This window comes from Eubacterium sp. ER2 (assembly GCF_000765215.1).
Taxonomy (GTDB): Bacteria; Bacillota; Clostridia; order Lachnospirales; family Lachnospiraceae; genus Claveliimonas; species Claveliimonas intestinigallinarum.
The window spans coordinates 1-21019 of record NZ_JPJE01000011.1; the positions used below are offsets into that span (position 1 = coordinate 1).

21 protein-coding genes and 2 pseudogenes are annotated in these 21019 nt (G+C 46.6%); 21 read left to right on the plus strand and 2 right to left on the minus strand.

What is annotated here, in order from left to right; all coding sequences use genetic code 11:
* The 3 genes and pseudogenes from NI21_RS17235 to NI21_RS0104805 form a co-directional block, all read left to right on the plus strand.
* Positions 1–104, plus strand: a pseudogene (locus tag NI21_RS17235) (UDP-N-acetylglucosamine 2-epimerase); the annotation flags it as partial.
* A gap of 182 nt (positions 105–286) precedes the next feature.
* Positions 287–460: a hypothetical protein gene (locus NI21_RS16715; protein WP_156111848.1), complete on the plus strand. Its 174-nt coding sequence runs from the start codon at positions 287–289 to the stop codon at positions 458–460.
* A gap of 1 nt (position 461) precedes the next feature.
* The gene (locus tag NI21_RS0104805) at positions 462–932 is read left to right on the plus strand and encodes a hypothetical protein (protein ID WP_033125119.1); all 471 of its coding nucleotides are present in this window, start codon (positions 462–464) and stop codon (positions 930–932) included.
* 103 nt (positions 933–1035) lie between these two features.
* Here NI21_RS0104805 and NI21_RS0104810 read toward each other — a convergent pair whose 3' ends face one another.
* Both NI21_RS0104810 and istA read right to left on the minus strand, forming a co-directional pair.
* Positions 1036–1812, minus strand: coding sequence for an ATP-binding protein (locus NI21_RS0104810; protein WP_033125120.1), 777 nt, complete (start codon positions 1810–1812; stop codon positions 1036–1038).
* Between the two features lie 6 nt (positions 1813–1818).
* Positions 1819–3378, minus strand: a complete 1560-nt coding sequence (gene istA, locus NI21_RS0104815) for an IS21 family transposase (RefSeq protein WP_033125121.1) — start codon at positions 3376–3378, stop codon at positions 1819–1821.
* A gap of 325 nt (positions 3379–3703) precedes the next feature.
* Between istA and NI21_RS0104820 the strand changes: the two genes are divergently transcribed.
* The 18 genes and pseudogenes from NI21_RS0104820 (at position 3704) to NI21_RS0104905 (ending at position 21003) form a co-directional block, all read left to right on the plus strand.
* Positions 3704–4177 (plus strand): hypothetical protein, encoded by a 474-nt coding sequence (locus NI21_RS0104820; protein WP_052083945.1) that lies wholly within the window; start codon positions 3704–3706, stop codon positions 4175–4177.
* 385 nt (positions 4178–4562) lie between these two features.
* Positions 4563–4748, plus strand: coding sequence for a hypothetical protein (locus NI21_RS0104825; RefSeq protein WP_033125122.1), 186 nt, complete (start codon positions 4563–4565; stop codon positions 4746–4748).
* Between the two features lie 53 nt (positions 4749–4801).
* On the plus strand, positions 4802–5398 hold the full coding sequence (locus tag NI21_RS0104830) for a hypothetical protein (RefSeq protein ID WP_033125123.1): 597 nt from the start codon (positions 4802–4804) through the stop codon (positions 5396–5398).
* 119 nt (positions 5399–5517) lie between these two features.
* A complete protein-coding gene (spoIIID, locus tag NI21_RS0104835) occupies positions 5518–5772 on the plus strand; it encodes a sporulation transcriptional regulator SpoIIID (RefSeq protein WP_033125149.1) in 255 nt (84 codons plus the stop codon).
* 229 nt (positions 5773–6001) lie between these two features.
* The gene (locus NI21_RS0104840; RefSeq protein WP_033125124.1) at positions 6002–7678 is read left to right on the plus strand and encodes an RNA-binding domain-containing protein; all 1677 of its coding nucleotides are present in this window, start codon (positions 6002–6004) and stop codon (positions 7676–7678) included.
* Between the two features lie 67 nt (positions 7679–7745).
* Positions 7746–7892, plus strand: a pseudogene (locus NI21_RS0104845) (sporulation transcriptional regulator SpoIIID); the annotation flags it as partial.
* A 207-nt stretch (positions 7893–8099) separates the two neighbouring features.
* Entirely contained in the window at positions 8100–9338 is a 1239-nt protein-coding gene (locus NI21_RS0104850; RefSeq protein WP_033125125.1) for an ammonium transporter, read from the plus strand.
* Positions 9339–9380: 42 nt separating this feature from the next.
* Positions 9381–9740 (plus strand): P-II family nitrogen regulator, encoded by a 360-nt coding sequence (locus NI21_RS0104855; RefSeq protein WP_081957977.1) that lies wholly within the window; start codon positions 9381–9383, stop codon positions 9738–9740.
* A gap of 39 nt (positions 9741–9779) precedes the next feature.
* Positions 9780–11132 carry a dicarboxylate/amino acid:cation symporter gene (locus NI21_RS0104860; RefSeq protein ID WP_033125126.1) on the plus strand — a complete coding sequence of 451 codons (1353 nt, stop codon included), beginning with the start codon at positions 9780–9782 and terminating at the stop codon, positions 11130–11132.
* A gap of 142 nt (positions 11133–11274) precedes the next feature.
* A complete protein-coding gene (locus NI21_RS0104865; protein WP_033125127.1) occupies positions 11275–12441 on the plus strand; it encodes an SLC13 family permease in 1167 nt (388 codons plus the stop codon).
* Between the two features lie 279 nt (positions 12442–12720).
* Positions 12721–13989, plus strand: coding sequence for a serine dehydratase subunit alpha family protein (locus NI21_RS0104870; RefSeq protein WP_242842815.1), 1269 nt, complete (start codon positions 12721–12723; stop codon positions 13987–13989).
* A gap of 35 nt (positions 13990–14024) precedes the next feature.
* Positions 14025–15704 carry a sigma 54-interacting transcriptional regulator gene (locus NI21_RS0104875; RefSeq protein ID WP_033125128.1) on the plus strand — a complete coding sequence of 560 codons (1680 nt, stop codon included), beginning with the start codon at positions 14025–14027 and terminating at the stop codon, positions 15702–15704.
* Positions 15705–15728: 24 nt separating this feature from the next.
* Positions 15729–16787 (plus strand): uroporphyrinogen decarboxylase family protein, encoded by a 1059-nt coding sequence (locus tag NI21_RS0104880; protein WP_033125129.1) that lies wholly within the window; start codon positions 15729–15731, stop codon positions 16785–16787.
* 28 nt (positions 16788–16815) lie between these two features.
* On the plus strand, positions 16816–17784 hold the full coding sequence (locus NI21_RS0104885; protein WP_033125130.1) for a methionine ABC transporter ATP-binding protein: 969 nt from the start codon (positions 16816–16818) through the stop codon (positions 17782–17784).
* 46 nt (positions 17785–17830) lie between these two features.
* On the plus strand, positions 17831–18487 hold the full coding sequence (locus tag NI21_RS0104890; RefSeq protein ID WP_033125131.1) for a methionine ABC transporter permease: 657 nt from the start codon (positions 17831–17833) through the stop codon (positions 18485–18487).
* Positions 18488–18507: 20 nt separating this feature from the next.
* On the plus strand, positions 18508–19404 hold the full coding sequence (locus tag NI21_RS0104895; protein WP_081957978.1) for a MetQ/NlpA family ABC transporter substrate-binding protein: 897 nt from the start codon (positions 18508–18510) through the stop codon (positions 19402–19404).
* A gap of 22 nt (positions 19405–19426) precedes the next feature.
* Positions 19427–19795, plus strand: a complete 369-nt coding sequence (locus NI21_RS0104900; RefSeq protein ID WP_033125133.1) for a tautomerase family protein — start codon at positions 19427–19429, stop codon at positions 19793–19795.
* Between the two features lie 14 nt (positions 19796–19809).
* A complete protein-coding gene (locus NI21_RS0104905; protein ID WP_033125134.1) occupies positions 19810–21003 on the plus strand; it encodes a M20 family metallopeptidase in 1194 nt (397 codons plus the stop codon).
* Positions 21004–21019 lie beyond the last annotated feature (16 nt).

Genomic DNA, 21019 nt, shown 5'->3' on the forward strand with positions numbered 1-21019 from the left:
TCCCGGTGCCGGACTATGTGGAGGAGAACGTGAGCACCAAGGTGGTGAAGATCATCCAGAGCTACACCGGTGTGGTGGATAAGATGGTGTGGAGGAAATGGTAATACGTAATAGGTAATCCATCTGACGCCAGCGAAATTTTGAATTTTTATAAATAGACCTGTGAGAAAACATAGTATCTACGATATAAGATAATATTAAATTGTAAAGAATAAGAAAGAACAACATTTCCCTTTATGCTTTTATTAGACAGTGTTAAAATACAACAAAAGGAAGGAGGAATATTATGAATTATGCATGTGTTTCGAACCGTCCATTTGTTACAAGGAAAAATCTGAGCATTAAAAAGAACTTGTCTCCAGAAGAGAAGGACAGAAGGGAATTTATTCGCTCCCATAAGTTTTCAGTTGTTGTAGATCCAGCTACAAAAAAGGCTGAAGTAAAGATTACAAAGAGGTAGTATGGATAATACAGGAATTAATGTTGTTCTATATGATGCCAGTCTGCAAAAGCTGGCATCATCTTTCCATTCGGGCAATGATTATCTTGATCGTTTCTTGAAAAGTTCCATTTCTTTAGATGATAATTTTGGAAAAACTTATGTGTTTTTGTCTGATGATAATCAGACAATCATAGGATACTATAATTTTGAGCTGGGATATATTAAACAGTTTGATACCGGCATTACTCGGAAAATAGGTGGCGCTGTACATATTAACTGCTTTGTGCTGGATGAGAAGTATCATGGTTTAGTACAGGCGGTGACAGAAAAAGGTCTGAAGATTAATTTGTCAGATATTCTTCTTGACGACTGTATGAGCAGGATTGAAGAAATTCGGAGAAATCATCTTGGCTTTATGTTTGTTACATTGAATTCTACCAAAGAAGGGTATAGTCTATATTTAAGAAATGGTTTTTGTATATTACGATGAAAATGTACCCCTGTTCCGGAGGAACGGATACCGTAAGTCCGGGACTATGATACTGCGAGTCCGGAGCAGGGATACCGCACTTAATTGATTGCTACTTGCGAGTTTACTCGCTTAATGCAGGATCTAATCCATATACTTCCCGCATGGATCTGTAATTCGCAGGATCAGTCGGAATGATGTTGATCTTGTATGCATCATGCTTGATGCGGTCCAGGATTGCTTCTGAGAGGGGACTATCATCACCACCAAGCTGATCATACCACCCATTGGAATCATACTGGGAACAGAAGATGGTAGATGACTTCCTGCGTCTCCTGTGGAGAAGCTCCAGAATGTCATGCTGTTCGGATTCTGTGGGTTTCAGCAGAAGCCATTCATCAATGATCAGCAGAATCGGGTTGGCGTATTTTCCTTGGACCTTTTTGTATGTGCCGTCATTACGAGCCATCTCCAGTTCCAGGAGCAGATCCGGCAGGCGAATATACTTCGTCTTGTAACGCTGTTTGCAGGCTTCCATCCCGAATGCGCATGCCAGATAGGTCTTCCCGCTCCCAGTAGCTCCGGTAATAAAGAGATTCCTGTGTTCTGTGATGTATTCACAGGTTGCAAGCCGCTCAATCAAAGAACGGTTCAGCTTGCGCCCGGAAGTATAGTTAATATCGCCAATGTATGCGTCCGGCTGGTCAAATCCGGCATTACGGATCAGACGCTTCAGGCTGTTACTCTTGCGGTTGCTATATTCGATATCCACCAGCATCCCGAAACGATCCTCAAAAGGAATCCCTTTCATCCTTGGGTCCTCCATCTGGGTGCGGAATGCATCTGACATAGAAGTCAGGCGCATTTCAATGAGTTTATCTATCGTGCTTTGTGTGGTCATGGTTCCTTACCTCCTGTAGTAATCCGCTCCTCTTGTAAGCGCATGGCTGTTCTTTGTTGGCTCTGTATGGCTGCTTGTTGCTGCTCCCTTGTCCGGCATCTCCAGCTGATCGTTTCCGGTATCAAGGATGTTCTTGATACTCTTATAACTGGGAGTAGCCGTAAAAGAGAGCGCTTTCCGGCAGGCGGCTTCCAAACGGTCAACAGAATATTTGTCGGCCAGTTTCAAAAGCCCCATACAACTGCGGTAGGACTGCTGTTCTACACGCTTGGAGGCAAGGATCGCATCTACTACCTGGCAGGTACTGGAGCCGATCCGCTCCGCCCATTTGCGGAAACGGTCACCGTTCCATTCCAGATACTGTTGGTGGGACTCCGGCATATGCTCTGTAACCGTACTGTATTGCCCTTTACGGCCATAAAGACGGCGATGGGACGCAATCCGGTTGTGATTGTAAAAAATCTCAACAGTTTTATCTGTAACCCGTACATCAACTTTGCGCTTTATATATTCATAAGGAACTGAGTATAGCATTCCGGCAAAGGATATGTGATAATTGAACTGAACGGTGGCTTGTTTCCATTCCGCCAGTTCATATGGGGTAGCAGGTAAAGGTGCCAAGAGTGGCAGTTCTTCGTCGCGGAAGATCTCATACCGGCTGCCCTCTTTCTTTTGGAAAGGGCGATGGCTGAAATCTTCCAGCTTCTGTCGGATTGCCCGGTTTAATTCATCAAGGGAAAAGAACTGCTCATTACGCAGGGCTGCAGTGATCCATGTGGAAATATTGCCTACACTGCCCTCGGCATTGGGCTTGTCCTTTGGAGCCCGGACACGGGCTGGAATAACCGCAGTGCCATAGTGCTCTGCCATCTCCTGATAGACAGCATTGATGCGCTGATCTTTCCAGCCCTTATTGTGCTCTACAGCAGTACGGCAGTTGTCCGGCACGAGAATCTTAGCAACACCGCCAAAGTACTCGTACATATGGACATGAGCAGTGATCCATGATGGCTGCTTTTCATCCATGAATGCTTCTACGTATGGGTACTGGCTGTAGGTCATGACTCCTACGAAGATGTGAGCATCCAAGATTTCGCCGGTATCCGGATCAATGATGTGTGCCGGATCTCCAGCCCAATCTACTTCAACCTGTTCTGCAGGTTTTCGATTGATATGCATAGTGGCACGGCGCTTCTGCTCATCCTGCTGGATGTAATAGCAGAACTGGGAATACATAAGCGGCTCATCTCCGGAGAGGCGGCATTCCTCAAGGTACTCTGCCCAGAGAAGCTTCTTATTTACTCCATTGCGGAGAAGTTCCTTGCGGATATGCTCGTAATCAGGCATCCGCTTTGATATGGCAGGTTTTGCTTTCGAATCAGGAAAAAGCAGACTGCCAAGGACGGGATCTGTTAGTTTAGGATCCAGCGGCCATGAAAGGTTCTGCTCCCTTGCAGCTTTCAGCACCTTGTTGACGGTTGTTTTAGATGCATTGCAGCTGAGGGCAATGTTGGTTTGACTAAGACCTAATCCGGATAGCCGGATGATCTCGCGATACTTGGTCATAAACGATGACCTCCTTTGTAATGTATTTACGCTTCAAAGCGTATGGATACATTATAAAGAAAATCGGTATCCTTTGACCGGAATCACGGTATTCACTGCCCAGAATTGCGGTATCCATCAAAGCGGAATCACGGTACCGTGTTTCCGGAATGACGGTTCAGAATCGTCCGGAATACTCAGTAAGAGGAAAACAGTATAAGGATCCCGGCTCTCCCTGTACGAGCACCAGTCCACCTACAGCCCCAACCTTCCGCCGCCCCAGTCTATCATCTTCTACAACGGGGAGGAGAAACAGCCTGACAGGCGGATACTGCGGCTGTCCGACTTGTACGAGGTGGAGGAAGAGGAGCATAAGCTGGAGCTGGAGGCGGTGATGCTGAATATCAACGTGGGCCACAATCCGGAGCTTATGAGGGCGTGTAAGACCCTGGCGGACTATGCCAAGTACACAGCCCGCATAAGAAGCTATGCCGCGGAGCTGCCCATAGAAGAGGCGGTGGAGCGCACGATAACGGAATGTATTCGGGAGGGGATCCTTGAAGAGTTTTTAAGGAAATATCGAGCGGAGGCAAAGAGGATGAGCATATATGAGTATGACCAGGCGAGGCATATAAGACAAGAGCGGGAGGAAGCCTGGGAAGAAGGCAGACAGACAGGCAAACAGGAGGGAAAGCAGGAAGAAAAACGGACTATAGCTCTCAATCTTGTGAAAATGGGCATGGCAGCGGAACAGATTGCTCAGGCTATTGGAGAGGAGACTGTTCTGGTTGAAGAGTGGTTGACTGATACTGACAAATGAATGAGATGGGCATAAAGAAAAAATTTTTATAGAATAAAGGATAAAGGAGAAAGAGAGCGAGTCGTTTTTACCAGCCTTTATCTACCGTACAAGGCCTATGGAATTCGCCCATTTCTTTATACATGAAAAGATGATTTGGTGCCATGCCTTTTTCAGAGGTTTCCATAAGCTTCGCATGAGCAGAACTCTTTGGGACGGATTTTATGACAGACTGGTTTGTTGTTTCGATAGTGCGGTACTGTGGATAGACACCTGTTTTTTATAAATAGCAGCTTTTTAATCCGGATTATCTTTTACAGAAAGCCCCTGCTCCTCTAAAAAAGTTGGGATATGTTCCTGAAGGTTTGCGGATTCACGGCAGATAATGTTCAAGGAGGAACAGCCGATGATTGTTTATGAGTATGTTATGAAATGCGACACGGGGTTTGCGCCTAATCCGTTTTACGGAACATGCACATTGGCTTGCTGTAAGCCCAGGATACGAAAGGGGATTAAAAATTATTTGTATGAAAAAGTCAAAGAGAACATAAAAGAAAGGATAAAGCTTGAAAGAAGCAAACCGTTAGGATAAAAAAGGAAGTTATAGATCAAAAATGGAAAGGATTTTTAAAGAGTAATCCGGAAGTGTTATCTGAACTGGGCTGTGTGTCTAAGGAAGAGTTTATTACAAAACAGGATATCTTTGTCATCGGCCTGGCGGGTAAAAGCTTGCTGCCAAGGCTGGGACGAGAAAAAGAAGAAAAGCTGCCTATGGTATATGTCATGCGTGTCACTGACATATTAACATACGATGAATATTATGTAGATGGAAGATGCCAGAAGAAAATACCAAGGGAGTTTGATGTTCATGATGCAAACAATAATTCTAACATTGCTTACTGCGGAGATAATATTTATAGTGAGGGAAAACTTGCAGTAGAATCTTCATTTCATCATGAAAACGGTATTACAAATAAGAAAAATTTGAAAACGGATCTGTTTGGCGAATGTGTATTACTCTCCAGCCAGGGAAATTATATATATTACGGCCAGCACGCGGATGGAGAAACGGATATAGGGGAAGTATACAGGTATGCCGGTCATAAGAGGTTTTATTTTAACAATAATTCGGATGAAAATAAAAAGCTGAAGAACTTTATCAGTGGATTTGATGCGATTGAAAAAAAGGGGATTATCGCACCGCCGATCAACAGTAAGATCAGAATGGAGGATATCATATAAAAGCTGTAATTTCCAGGAAGGATTAAGAAGGCGATCATTGTACAGGATGATTTTGAAAGGAAAGCATGACTTTTTATTCCCCTGCATACATTGTAAAAAGAATGTATGCAGGGGTTTTTATGAAAGAGTATATTGAGGAGAGGGCAGTGGAGATCGCATGTTATATCATTGAACATAAGGCAACCGTGAGGCAGACGGCAAAGCAGTTTGGGGTCAGTAAATCAACGATACATAAAGATGTCACCGAGCGGCTCCTCCAGATCAATCCGTCCCTGGCCCGGGAAGCGCGGAAGGTGCTGGATATGAATAAATCGGAGCGGCATATCCGGGGAGGGATGGCTACGAGAGAGAAATATCTTCATCAACATGGGTAAAGGGATATGGTCATCCGGTACAAAGAAATGTGCCGGGTGATTTTTTGTATATTCTTGTGTTTGGACTATAAATCAGATAGAATTAGCTTTAGAAAGTTATTGTTTAGCTATAGGATTAGTCATAAAAAGTTATAGAATTAGTCATAGAAAGTCATAGTTTAGTCATAGAATTAGCTATAGCAAGAAAGTACCAAAGGAATATGCAGATAATTGGAGAGGACAGAAGTATATGATTTATACAGATATTCAATTGAAAGAAAAAATCATACAAATGATAGAGTCGTTTGAAAGTGAAGTCGTTGAATTTAAAGAAGCGAAAACAAACTATTCATTTAATGATATTGGCAAATATTTTTCTGCGCTTAGCAATGAAGCAAATATCCGTGGCTTTCAGGAAGCGTGGCTGGTGTTTGGCATTTCTAATGACAAGAAATTTACAGGAACAGAATTCAGAAAACAAGGTGGGCTGCAGAGTCTGAAAAAGGAACTTGTAAATGGAACTAATGAACGGTTGACATTTTTGGAAATTTATGAATTGAGTATGCATAAATGTCGGATTATAGCATTTCAGATTCCTCCGGCAATCAGAGGCATTCCTACAACATGGCAGGGCGCTGCTTATGCGAGGGAGCATGAATCATTATGTCCGCTCCCAATGAATAAAGTTGACTTGATTAGAAGTCAGATTGGAATGGATTGGTCTAAAGAGATTGTCAAAGAAGCATCAGTGGAAGATTTGGATCCGGTTGCAGTAAAAAAAGCGAGAGAGCTATTTTCAAAACGACAGAGCGATAGGGGAAAAGCTCAGGAGATCTTAAGCAAGTTGTCGGACGTGGAAGTACTAAATAAAGCAGGAATTACGATTAAAGGGAAAATAACAAGGACGGCCTTACTTTTACTTGGGAAAAGTGAATCAGCTTATTTTTTCGATGGCTTTATTCCGAGAATAACATGGACGCTTTATAATGCGGATAATTCAGTTAAAGCATATGAACATTTTGACATGCCGATGCTGCTTGCTGTTGATAAAGTCTACAATAAAATACGAAATGAAAAATATCGATATATAGCAGGGCAGCAGACGTTGTTTCCAGACGAAGTAAATCAGTATGAGCCCGAGCTGATTAAAGAGATTATAAATAACTGTATTGCACACCAAGACTATCGCATGAGAGGGAAAATTAATGTAGAGGAATTTGAAGACAAGCTGGTTTTTATCAACGAAGGGGCATTTATACCTGAGACAATAGAGACAGCTTTGGAACCGGGATATAAACCGCCATATTATAGAAATGTGTTTTTATGCAATGCAATGGTTAATTTGTATATGATTGATACAAATTCAATGGGGATTCCAATGATGTATCAGATACAGAGGGATAAATGTTTTCCATTGCCAACATATGATTTAAGCATTGCGAACAGGGTAAGGGTTACGGTCTATGGAAAAATCCTGGACAAAAATTATACTCAGCTCTTGCATGCGGACACAGAATTAAATATGAGAATGGTATTTCTTTTGGACAAAGTACAAAAGAAAGAAGTAATCTCAAAAGAGAGTTTTAAGCTGCTGAAAAGACAGGGACTGGTAGAAGGCAGATATCCTAATATTTTTGTCTCTTTTAAGGTTGCAGATATTGTAGGGCAAAAGGCGGCTTATATTCGCAATAGAGGCTTGGAGGATGATATCTGTAAGCAGCTAATTGTGAAAGCATTAGAGGCAATGGGAGAAGCAAGTAAACGGGAAATAATGGAAGTGTTGGAAAATGCATTGCCGGAGGTTTTGGATGAGGGGCAGAAGTCAAAAAAAGTATCGAATTTACTACAGGCAATGAAGAAAGAAGGATTAGTGGCTGCAGAAGGAAAAACACGGCACGCGAAATGGATCTTACAGCAGAAGGAGTGAATTCATTTTAAATTTTGCACATGAACAATTATATCCGAAATTTTTTATTCCTACCTTGACACGACCAGACGTGACCGACCGCCTTCTCCAGATCAACCCGGCCCTGGCGGCGGAGGCGAGGAAGATCCTGGATGTGAACAAGTCTGAGCGGCACATACGGGGCGGACTTGCCACCCGGGAAAAGTACAAGGGCATGCACCACCCGGCCTTGTGAATTTGACTGATAATCAAAGAGAAATCGGGAGATATTCTCTAATTTTTAACAAACTTGTTATTTAAAAAACGATTTTCCTTGATTTCAGGATTGCCATCTGCTAGACTTAGCCACAAGACAAAGACGCCTGACGGTGAGACGGTAAAACGCCTTCACCGGTCAGGCGTTTTTTCGTTTTAATCTAAAGGATACACGGGAGGTATTTTTATGGACACAGGAAACACTGGATTTATGATGGTCTGTGCGGCGCTTGTATTTATCATGACGCCGGGGCTGGCCTTTTTCTACGGCGGCCTGGTCAGAAGGAAAAATGTGGTCAACACCATGATGGCCTGTGTGGCGATCATGGGACTGTCCGTATTTATGTGGGTGCTCTTTGGCTATTCCCTTGCCTTTGGCAGCGATCACGGCGGGGTGATCGGGGATTTCGGATGGCTGGCGTTCAACGGCGTTGGCTGGGAGGCAGGCCCCTATTCAGACACGATCCCTCATCTTGTCTATGCGGGATTTCAGATGATGTTCGCTATGATCACACCGGCTCTTATCACCGGGGCTGTGGTGGGCAGGATGAAATTTAAGGCGCTGTTCGCGTTTATTGCCCTCTGGTCGGTCATCGTCTACTATCCGATGGCCCACATGGTGTGGGGACAGGGAGGCTTTCTCGCTTCCATCGGCTCTGTGGACTTTGCGGGAGGAAATGTGGTACACATCAGCTCCGGCGTGAGCGCCCTGGTGCTGGCCATTTACCTTGGAAGGCGCAAAGGCTACGAGAAGACATCCTACCGCATCCACAATATCCCCTTTGTGGTGCTGGGTGCGTCTCTGCTCTGGTTCGGATGGTATGGATTTAACGCGGGAAGCGCGCTGGCAGCAGACGGTCTGGCGGCCCATGCGTTTATGACCACGTCCGTGTCCGCGGCAACGGCTCTTCTGTCCTGGATGCTCATTGACTCGGTAAAGGAGGGCAAGCCCACACTGGTAGGCGCCTGTACGGGTCTCGTGGTGGGCCTGGTGGCCATCACGCCGGGAGCCGGATTTGTGCCTATCTGGTCTGCGTTTATCATCGGCGCTCTTGTGAGCCCTATCTGCTACTTCATGATCAATCTGATCAAACACAAACTGAAGATCGACGACTCTCTGGACGCCTTTGGATGCCACGGTATCGGCGGTATCTGGGGCGGCATAGCCACCGGACTGTTCGGTCAGAGCTCCATCAACTCTGTAGCACAATGGAATGGCCTGGTGTTTGGCGAGACAGGACTGTTTATCGCGCAGGTCATCAGTATTATTGTCACCATAGCAGTTGCGGTGGTCGGCTCACTGATCTGTATCGGCATTATCCGCATTTTCACCAGACTCAGGGTGGATGAGAAGGATGAGATGATCGGACTTGACGTGACTCAGCACGGGGAAAATGCTTACCCGTCCTTCAATGGTTTTGACTAAAAGGAAATATTTTTGATAAGAGCATGAGGAGGAAGAAAATATATGCTGATCAAAGTGGAAGCAATTGTCAGAGAGGAAAAATTTGAGGAAGTGAAGGACGCCCTCAACCAGATAGAGGTCAACGGTATCACTGTGTCCCAGGTCATGGGGTGCGGCGCCCAGCGTGGGTATAAGGAAGTGGTTCGGGGATCGGAGATCGACATTTTCCTTCAGCCCAAAATTAAATTTGAGATTGTCGTGTCCTCGGAGGAGTGGGAGAAGAAAGTGATTGACACCATCCAGAAGGCAGCCTTCACCGGGGACGTGGGAGATGGAAAGATCTTCAGCTATGAGATCAGGAGTGTCATGAAGATCCGGACAAAGGAGACCGGATACGACGCGGTGCAATCGCAGTTTGAGTAAAGATTTTAAAAGATAAATAGAAAAGGGAGTAAAAACGAAATGGATAAAACAGAGAACAAGAAAAAAATGTCCGTTGTTCAAAAGATGATCATCGCCCTGGTCGGCGGACTTGTAGTCGGACTGATCTTCATGTTTATCCGCAGCTCTATGCTGGACTCCGGAAATGAAGGCACATGGGACATTATCAACAAGATCCTGTTCCAGGATATCACAGCAGCTGACGGAACCGCGGCGCTTGGTCTTTTCTACATCATCGGACAGCTCTTTATGAGGGGCCTGCAGGCGGCCATCGTACCGCTGGTGCTCTGCTCCCTGAGCCTTGCCATGTGCAGTATCTCCAGCTCCTCCAAGCTGGGAAGGATCGCAGGGCGCACAGTCCTTGGCTTTGTCTGCTTCTACATCGTGGGCGCCTTCTTTGGAGGACTTGTGGCTTACGCTATGAAGACAGCCGGACTTTTCAATGTAAAGCTGCCTTCCGAGGCGGTTACAGACGCGGCCACCATCGACCAGTTCAACCCGCTGGCCACCATCGTGACAGCCGTTCCGTCCAACATCATCGAGTCCATGAGCAGCAACAACAGCATCCTGGCGGTTGTGGTAGTGGCCATCGTCATCGGCCTTTGCATGAACGTGCTGGGAGAGAAGACAGATCCCCTGAAGCATGTGCTGGAGGCGGGAAGCGAGGTCATCAACTTCTACCTGACCTTCCTCATCAACAAGGTGGGCCCTGTGGCTATCTTCTGCCTGGTATCCCGTACCTTCGCCATCTACGGCGCTGAGTACCTGGCGCCGGCGGCGGCCTACATCGTGGGAGCTATGATCACCCTGTTCATCCTGGTTGTGACCATCTATCCCATCGGTATCTGGCTGACAACAAGGCTGAACCCCTTCAAGTTTATCAAGAAGATCGCCAAGGTAGGCGTGTTTGGATTTTCCACAAACTCCTCCGCGGCGACCCTGCCCCTGAACACAAAGACAAACCTGGAGGAGCTGGGCTGCAGCAGCGAGATCACCAGCTTCGTGCTTCCGACAGGTATGACCATCAACATGAACGGAACCACCGTTATGCACATGTTCGCAGTGACCTTCATCGCCACAAGCGCGGGCATCGACGTGACACCGGCCAACCTGGTCGTTGTGGCCTTCCTCTCCATCTGCGCGGCTATGGGCTGCCCGGCTATCCCGATCGCAGGGACGACCCTGATCGTAACCATCCTCTCCGGTATGGGCTGGACCTCCGATCTGTGCATGATCGCCTACGCCCTTGTCGTAGCTATCAACCGTCCTGTTGAGATGGCGCTCCTGCCTCTGAACGTAATCGGCGACGCTGCCACAAACGTCATCGTAAACGCCAAGGAAAAAGAGATCAATCTGGACGTATACAACAGCTAAACAAACCAATTCTTTTAAATCGATCCCTTTAAATAGATGTTGCGTGAAAGAGAGACAGAATTTATAATAGAAAACAGCCCGCCGGGAGACGGCGGGCTGTTTTTGCGCCTCGGAAAATTATTCGGGGCAGGGAGAAAGAGAAATGGCGAAAAAGATTTTAAAAAATATCCTGAAAAATGAAACGGTATTCTGTGTGTCCCTTCTGCTGGCGGTCCTGTCCGCCTTTTTTGTGCGGCCGGACGGGGTCTATCTGACTTACCCGGACTGGCGCACCATTGCGCTGCTGTTCTGTCTCATGATCCTTGTGGCGGGGCTCAGGTCTAAAGGCGTGTTTACACTGATGGGACACGCCCTCCTCAGGAGAGCGGGGAGTCTGCGGGCGCTGTCTGCCATCATGGTGCTGCTCTGCTTTTTTTCCAGCATGATCATCACCAACGATGTGACACTGCTTACCTTTGTCCCCTTTACGATGCTGGTGTTCCGCATGACCGGCTACGAGGACCGGATCGTGAAGCTGGTGGTGCTGGAGACCATTGGGGCCAATCTGGGGAGCATGGCCACCCCCATTGGCAATCCCCAGAACCTGTACCTGTATTCCATCTCAGATCTCACGGCAGGCGGGTTTGCGGGGGCGGTTCTCCCTTATGCGGGGCTGTCGCTTCTGCTCCTTCTGGCTGCTGTGCTTGCGGGGAAGGATGAGCCTTTAATGGAAGTGGAGATGGAGAAGAAGACGGAGAAGCATCCTGAGAAGACGGAGAAGGAGAGTGGAAGGAGAAAGCTGGTGATGGAGATCCTTCCTTTCCTGGTTCTCCTGCTTCTCTGCCTTCTGGTGGTGTTTCGGGTGCTGCCCTACATTCCGGTTCTCCTCTGCGTGGCAGTGGCCGTGGCGGTACTGAACCGGAGGCTGTACCTGGAGGTGGACTATTTTCTCCTCTTTACCTTCCTCTTTTTCTTCATTTTTGTGGGGAATCTGAAGCGGATCCCACTCGTCAGCGAGGCCCTGATCTCCGCTGTAAAGGGGCGGGAGCTGTTGACGGGCGTGCTGGCCAGCCAGGTCATGAGCAATGTGCCGGCGGCCATCCTTCTGTCGGGATTTACGGACCGGATCCAGCCCCTCCTGACAGGGGTCAATCTGGGAGGGCTGGGGACGCTGATCGCATCCCTGGCCAGTCTCATTTCCTACAAGATCGTGACAAGAGAGTATCCCCGGAGCAGGGGGAGGTTTCTGAAGGTGTTTACATTCTGGAACATTTTGTTTCTTGCGTTGCTACTTCTGGAGGCGTTGCTCCTGGGCGGGATGCAGGGATAATATTTTTTACGGACAGTCGGCTCGCCGGCTGTTTTTTTTTGTTCAAATCAGGGATGGATTGAGAGAAAATTGTGCCAAAAATGTAAAAAAATTCCAAAATAATTCAAAGAAAAGCATAAAATATACAATAGTGAGACAAAAATGAGACAAAAAATCATGAAATATTGACAAAATAGATAAATACGTCATAATTATAGTATAAAACAACAGAAAAGATTGAAAAAATAACCAAAATGTGTCTCAAAAATAAACAAATGAGACACGGAGAGGAGGAAAAGAGTGAAGGTGCAGAGGAATGAAAATGAAGCGCTTTATACACGGATATTGAGGGAAGAGCTTCAAATGGCACTGGGATGTACAGAGCCTGTAACGATAGCCTTTGCTTCTGCGTACGCCCGTAAGCTTCTAGGAACAATGCCCGATAGGATTGAGGCGCTCTGCTCTGGAAATATCATAAAAAATGTGAAGGCCGTTACAGTCCCTGAGACAGATGGAAGAAAGGGCATAGAGGCGGCAGTGTTGATTGGAGCTATAGGAGGAAATCCTGAAAAGGGAATGAAGGTTCTGGAAGATATTACAGAAGCTGACAGGCGGATGCTGGACATATTGTATCAGAAGAATATTGTTAGTGTAAAGCTTTTGGATACAGAACATGTACTGCACGTAGTAATTCATGCTTTCTCCGGAGAAAATAATGTGAGTGTGGAGATTCTGGACTCTCACACAGAGCTTGGGGAGGTAGTGGTAAACGGAAAAGTTTTCCATCAGCGTCAGAGAAAACAGGATGAAGAAATATCCAGGGAATTTATGAATGTCAGAGATATTGTGAGCTATGCGGATCATGTGCCGCTGGATCAGGTCAGAGACGTTCTCGAGGCGCAGATAGAGTGTAATACCAAAATTGCGGAAGAAGGAATGAAAAACAGATGGGGGTCTGAGGTCGGAAAGCGGACGGAAGGATTGAACTTTTTCCCGTTTTCAGAAATATGCTCCGGTGCTTCTGCGGGAAGTGACGCCCGGATGAACGGCTGCCCTCTGCCGGTTGTGATTAATAGCGGAAGCGGGAATCAGGGAATCACAGCCTCTGTTCCGGTTATCCTGTATGCCCGGGAAAAAGGGATTGAGGAGGAAAGAATTCTGAGAGCCCTCTGCGTGTCAAATCTTATAACGATACATCAGAAGACAGGGATCGGAAAGCTGTCAGCCTTCTGTGGGGTTGTCAGTGCTGCTGCCGGGGCGGTGTGTGGAATTGCTTATTTAAACGGTGAGACAGTTGAGACAATTTTGGAGATTATAGTCAACTCAACAGCAACCTGTGGAGGGATGATCTGTGACGGAGCAAAATCCAGCTGTGCGGCAAAGATAGCGACTGCGCTTTACAGCGCGTTCCTGGGATATGAGCTGGCAAAGAATAAGACAAGCTTCCGGGCCGGGGAAGGAATTGTAGCAGATGACGCCGAACAGACGATCGCAAATATAGGCAGAGTTGCATCGAAAGGAATGAGAAGCACGGACAGAGAGATTTTAGAGATTATGCTCGGACAATAGGAGGGATGATTTGACTGATAAGGAGATGACAGCGAATGGAACTGATTGCGTTGAAGGATGAAATAAAGCAGCTGGCTTATACACTGAAAAGACTTCTTGACACAGACATTATTGTGGTGGACAAGCATATGAACAGGGTGATTAATACATTTGAATATCATCAGGCTCCAATTGGGATAAAAGTGAATTCGGTTGTCGGGAATATTATTGTCACTGCGAGGGAAAAGGTGGTAAAAGACCGGAGGTGTTCAGAGGAATGTAAAAAATGTCCGGAATACGAACAGTGCGAGATAGGAAGTATAGCTGGCGTGCCCATTATGGAAGGGAAAAGCTGTGCGGGTGTCATTGCCATTCTGGTGAGACCGAGGCTAGATGGAAGGATGAAGTGGACTCTTGAGGATGCGGTGGATTTCCTGCGTCAGATGGCGGAAATGATATCAGGGAAAATACAGAGGAATTATCTTCAGGAGCTGGCGGCGAGTATTGACAAATCCGCTAACGGACTTCTGGATAAAGTGCAGGAGCCAATAGTTGTCTTTGATGAGAATAGAAGAATATGCTTTGCGAATCAAAAATTTCAGGAGTTTTTCCTGGAGGAGGGGGAGGCGGCGCAGGGTTATCCTTTGGATGAATGTCTGGAAAGAAGGAGTATGTATAAGCGGCAGAAAGAGCAGGGATACACTGTAGGGGCAAGATTTTTTAAAGAGACAAGCGGAATTCTCAGGCTTGCGTCAGAACAGAAAAATGAGTTGGAGGAAGAGACAGAAAAGACGGCCTTTTTTTTTGAGTATGTTGATGTGGCATTTATGAAAAAGAAGCAGGCCAGGATGTTCAAGCTTCCGGAATGGATCGATCTGTACTTTTCAGACAGCGATGCTATGAGGCCCGCGAAGGAAGCCGCGAAGCAGGCCGCGTATAATGAGCTTTCCATGTTGATCGAGGGGATGCGTAAAGAAGAAAATGATGAGATTGCGAAAATGTTCCTTCTGAAGTACGCCGCGGACGGCGGAGGAATCCTGGAGGTAGAATGTGGAAAGATTGAGAGGATTCTGGAACAGGAGCTTTTCGGAGTACCGGGGAAATTTCAGGGCAGTGTAGTCATGGCGGGAGGAAGAGCCCTTGGCCTGTACTCCATAGAGAAGCTGCCCCTTTATCTTCAGAAAAAGCTGGTAGAATATCTGACTCTTCTTCAGGCAAAGGAGGGATATGGAGAAAATATACGTCTCATAACGACTTCAGAGACAAAGCTTGAAGAATATGTAAAAAGAGGATTGTTTTTGGAGGAGCTGTATTATTACGTCTCGCAAAATCACATTAGAATGACAGACATTGTCGAAAACAGAGAGGATTTGAAATTTTATTTCAGGCGCTATCTAGACTATTACAGCCGCGTATATCACAGTACGAGCTGGAAAGGGGACGATACGATAATTGGTTATCTTGCGGAATGTGAATGGCCTGAGGGCAGACAGTCCATACGGACGTTTTCAGAGATCGTTATCAGAAATACAGTGAAAAGCAAGATTACCCTGGAGGAAGTGAAGAGGCTTCAATTTAAATATGGGTTTAAAAAGGCGGAAAAAGGAGGGAAGTGCGATCCAGACAAAATAAGAGAGCTGCTGCTGTACAGCGAAAAAAGCAAAAAGGATATTGCGAAGGAGCTGGGAATAGGGAGAGCCACCCTTTATCGCTGGATGAGCAAGTATGATATCTGATAGAAAATAAAAGAGGAGAGAGGTATGGGTATTATGACAGGAGAAGAAAGAATCAGGGCACTGACAGAAGGAGGAAGGATTGACAGGACACCAGTAGGCGGCTGGTATCATATGCCGCTGGTAGATAAGAACGTAACAGACTTTACGAGGATGCTTATCGCTTCTACAGATTTTAATCATTGGGATTTTATCAAGATCATGACCAACGGGAACTACTATACAGAGGCGTTTGGGGGAAAGATACAGCCTTCCACAGTGGCGACCCAGTGGTGCGGAAAAATCGAAAAATATCCGATTGAGTCGGCGGAGGACGCCGCAAAGCTCCCGGTTTTAGATGTGGATAATCCTGTGTTTGACAGGGAGCTGAAGGTTTTAAAAAATCTGAAGCGGCATTACGGGGATAGCATACCGCTGATTGCTACGATTTTTAATCCGCTGACTGCCGTTCAGGAGTGTGCGGGCTGTCTGGATCCTGGACCAATCAAAAAAATGATGAAGGAGGATCCGGAAGCACTGCACAAAGCGTTGAGGGCGATGACAAAAACCAATCAGAATTATTTGGACGCGCTGTTTGATGAGAGGATTGACGGTATTTTTCTGGCAAACCAGTATGCCATGTCTCATATTCTGACGGAGCAGGAATATGATGAGTTCTGTGAACCGTACGAGAGACAGATCATTGAGTACTGTAAAGGGAAAACCTGGTTCAATATGATACATGCCCACGGAAATGCCAACCTACGTATGGACAGATATTACGGATACGGCAATGACGTCGTGCAGGCGCTGAACTGGGAGAACTGTCCGGCTGACACGAAAGAAGAGGACATTACAAGGATTGCGGATGTGCGGCAGAGGACAGACAAGGTTATCATAGCCGGTATTGATCAGGATCATGACTTCCTGACTGCGAACAATGACAGAGAGGAAGTTAAGGCAAGGCTGGTTGCGAGGTTTAGGACAGCGCTAAAAGAGAATGGAGACAACCGGTTTGTGTTTGCTCCCGGCTGTGCGCTTCTCCCGGGAGGAACATATCTGAACAGTCTGATCTATGAGGTGGCGGAAGAGTATGGCAGGAGCTGAAAGCCGATACAAGAAAGAGGTGATCTGATTGATAGAGATTAAAGATTTATGCAAGAAATTTGGCGACACGCCTGTATTGGAAGGAATCAATGTGACGATTGAGGATGGAGACATTTATGGGCTTGTGGGGGTCAGCGGAGCCGGGAAATCCACGCTGCTCAGATGTATTAATGGCCTGCTTCCCTTTGAGGAAGGCAGTCTGATAGTAGACGGTATTGACATCAAGACACTGAGAGGCAAAAAGCTTCGGGAATTTCGTTCTAATGTAGGGATGATTTTTCAGCAGTTTTCCCTCCTTGAGAGGATGAACGTGATGGACAATGTCTGCCTTCCTATGCGGTGCCTGAAATATAATAAGAAGGAGATGCAGAAGAGGGCGTTGGAGAATCTGGAGCTGGTGGGAATGGCGGAGAGAGTCAAAGCTCTGCCAAGAGAGCTGAGCGGTGGTCAGAAGCAGAGAGTGGCTATCGCCAGAGCCATGGCTCTGAATCCTAAGATTCTGCTTTGCGATGAGGCCACCTCAGCCCTGGATCCGAATATTACCCAGTCCATTCTGGAGCTGCTGAAGGAGATCAACAGGAAGTCAGGGATTACGATCGTAGTTGTCACACACCAGATGGAGGTTGTGAAGAATATCTGTAATAAGATGACGATCCTGAGCCATGGCAAGCTTACAATCAGCGGAGAGGTGAAGGACATTTTCCTGAATCATCCGGAGACGTTACAGGAGGTACTGGGAAAGAGTACCGAATTTCCGAGAAAAGAAGGGAAGATCTATCTGGAGATACAGCAGGGAATCGAAGGAGAAAAATCAACAGAGTACATTCTCTCTGAGCTGGCAGTACAGGCAGGAGTCAATTTTAATGTTGTGTGGGGCGGGATGGACAGATACCGCAGCAGCGTAGCTGGAAATATCGTTCTGGAGTTTCCGGCTGAGGAGAAGGACAAGGCTCAACAGTACCTGGACAAGAGACAGATTTACTGGAGAGCTCGATAAACAAGGAAAGGAGAAATGGTGAGGGAATCATCATGTGTAAAACGTTATGAGTATGGACAGATTAGTATTTGATATTTTGCTTCCCGGGCTGGAGGAGACGATGATCATGTTTCTGGCCTCCTGTGTAACCTGTGTCATCATCGGACTGGTTCTGGCAATTCTGCTTGTGACGACCAATCCATATGGGCTGAGACCAAACAGGCTGGTGTACGGTATTGTCAGCACGATTATCAATGTGCTCCGGTCGATCCCTTTTCTGATTCTTATCATTGCCATTATCCCTCTCACAAGGGCAGTGTGCGGAACAATTATCGGAACCGAGGCAGCCATATTTGGAATTACCATTGCCGCGTCTCCGCAGGTGGCAAGGCTTCTGGAGAGCAGCTTTAAGGAAGTAAATCCCGCACTGATCGAAGCGGCTAAATCCTTTGGGGCCAATGATCTTCAGATTACTTTTTACATCATTATAAAGGAAGCAATTCCTTCCGCTGTCACCAATGTTACATTGGCCATCGTATCCATCCTGGGCTTTACGGCCATGGCAGGAGTTGTGGGAGCCGGAGGCCTTGGTGCAGTGGCGCTCACATATGGTTATCAGAACTTTGATGATCTGGTAATGTACAGTACGGTTGTTGTGCTGATCATTTTGGTACAGATTATCCAGTGGGTGGGTAATTTGACATATGCAAAAGTAAAAAAATAAAAAAGAAGGGAGACAACATTATGAAAAAACGAACAAGAGTAGTAGCAGCGTTACTTGCGGGTTCAATGGTATTTGCTTTGACAGCGTGCGGGAGCAGCGGCGGCAGCGATTCGCAGGGCGAGGAAAAACAGAAGATCACTGTAGGCGTTCTTGCAAGGGACGAAGAGATCATTAACTGGATCGCGGATCAGCTTTCGGACAAATACGATATCGAAGCGCAGGTGTATTCAGAAACCGTATCCGTTATGCAGGCTGCCGCGGAAGGGGAAAATGAGCTGAATTACGTGGCAAATATTCCCTATCTGGAGTCCTACAACGAGAGCTACGGAAGTGATCTGATCTATTACAAGGATCAGGTGACAAACAGTCCCGTGTACGTGATCAGTCAGAAATATGAAAATATAGAGGATCTGCCGGACGGAGCATCTGTGGCAGTGGCAAACGATAGCTCTAACCGGAAAAGGGAGCTGAATATCCTTGTGGAGCAGGGACTGATCAAGCTGGATGAATCCGCAGAAAATCCGACAGTGCTGGATGTGACATCCAATCCCAAAAATCTGAATTTAATGGAGATTGACGCAAGAAGCCGTGTAGGGGCGCTGCCTGATCTGGATGCGGAGACTATGCCAGCCATGACCTTCTATCAGATGGATCAGGAAACCATAGACAGCTGTTATATCATTGCGTCTGAGTCAAATCAGGCATGCGCGGATCAGGGCGGACAGGGGTTCTGCTGCCTGAAGGAAAATGAGGATTCACAGTGGATGGAAGACATCTGGGAGACAGCATGCTCAGAGGAATTTGCCGACTGGCTGACAGAGACATATGGCGATGCAAGAATCCCTACCGGATACTGGTTACAGAGCGGACAGCTCAGCTATAAGAATCCAGTATTTGATGTTCCGGACATCTATTAATTGAAAGAGAGGAGAAAATCATATGGCAACTGTTATTGTATCTACAAGTCTGCAGTTTACAGAAGAGGAAAGCAGAGAATTTGTAAAGGTGATCGGAGATGCGGCCGTAAAGGCGTTTCGTCTTCCGGAGACACTCAGAGACGTTTATTTATACCCAATTCCGGAGTGCTGTAATACACCGCACGAGGGCGGACAGATTACTTTCTTTATCTATACAGCCCCGGGAAAGCCTGTTGAGTATAAGAGAGATATGGTACAGGGAATACAAAAAACGGTGGATGACTTTTTTAAGGGCAGGAAAGTAAACACGGTGGTTATTATTAAAGAGCATCCGGATGAGAATGTGGGCGCGGGAGGTGTCCTGAGATTGGATGCTAATGCGGGAAAATAAGGAGAGGTACGGATTTGAGAAAACAGATAAGGGAATATGCAAAAAAAATAAGACCTGAAGTAACAGAATGGTTCCATTATCTGCACACACATCCGGAGCTGGGATTCTGTGAGGAAAATACGGCGGCCTTTGCGGAGAATATACTGAAAACCCACACAGATATGGAAATCCGCCGCATAGGAAAGACCGGGATAGCAGCTGTCATGCGGACAGGGGCTCCCGGGCCTGTGCTGGCCTTCAGGGCAGATATGGATGCGCTTCCTATACAGGAGAATCCAGACCACAGCCCCTGTTCTGTCAATCCCGGAGTGATGCACGCCTGTGGTCATGACGGACATACGGCTACCCTGCTGGGAGCGGCTGTCATTCTGAATCAGATGAGGGATGAGCTGGGAGGAGAGATCCGGCTCATCTTTCAGCCAGCAGAGGAAGTACAGCCGGGTGGCGCGAAGATGATCGAAGAAAGCAATATACTGGAAGGAGTGGATCGGATTTTCGGACTGCATTACAGTATTGACGAGGAGGTGGGATTTTTTTCTGTCCGCCCCGGAGCAAATTTTGCAGCCAATTATAAATTTGATATCCGACTTACAGGAAAGGAGGGGCATGCTGCCTTTCCTCATCTCGCTCAGGATATGATCCTGGCAGGAGCGGAGCTGACGTGCATGCTGAACAGGATTGTATCGAGGAAGATCGATCCCATGTCTTCCGCGCTTCTCAGCGTAACACAGATTCATGGCGGCACGACCTACAACAGCCTTCCGGAGGAGATCCATATCGGAGGTACGCTTCGCTTTCATGATGAAAAGTGCAGAGACATTCTGATAGAGAACATGGAAAACACGGTGAAATGTATTGGTGAAATGTATGAAGCAGATACGGAGATAGCTGTAGAAGAAGGCTGCGGTCCCCTCTGTAATGAGGCAGGGACAGAAAAGGCGGTAGAAGAGATCCTGTCCCGCCATTTTGGAAGGGAGCATATTCTGGATCACCCGCCTGTTATGGGATGCGAGGATTTTTCAGAATATCTGAAAAAAAGAAAAGGGTGCTATTTCCGGGTGGGAGCCAGATACACAGAGGAAGACGGAACTGTATACCCCACTCATAACAGCGGATTCCGGCTGAATGAGGGGGCTCTCGTATATGGAGTGGAGAGTATTGTAAGTATTCTGACAGAGATGCCGCAATATCTAAAAAAAGAAAGCTAAACGAAAGGAGTGAACA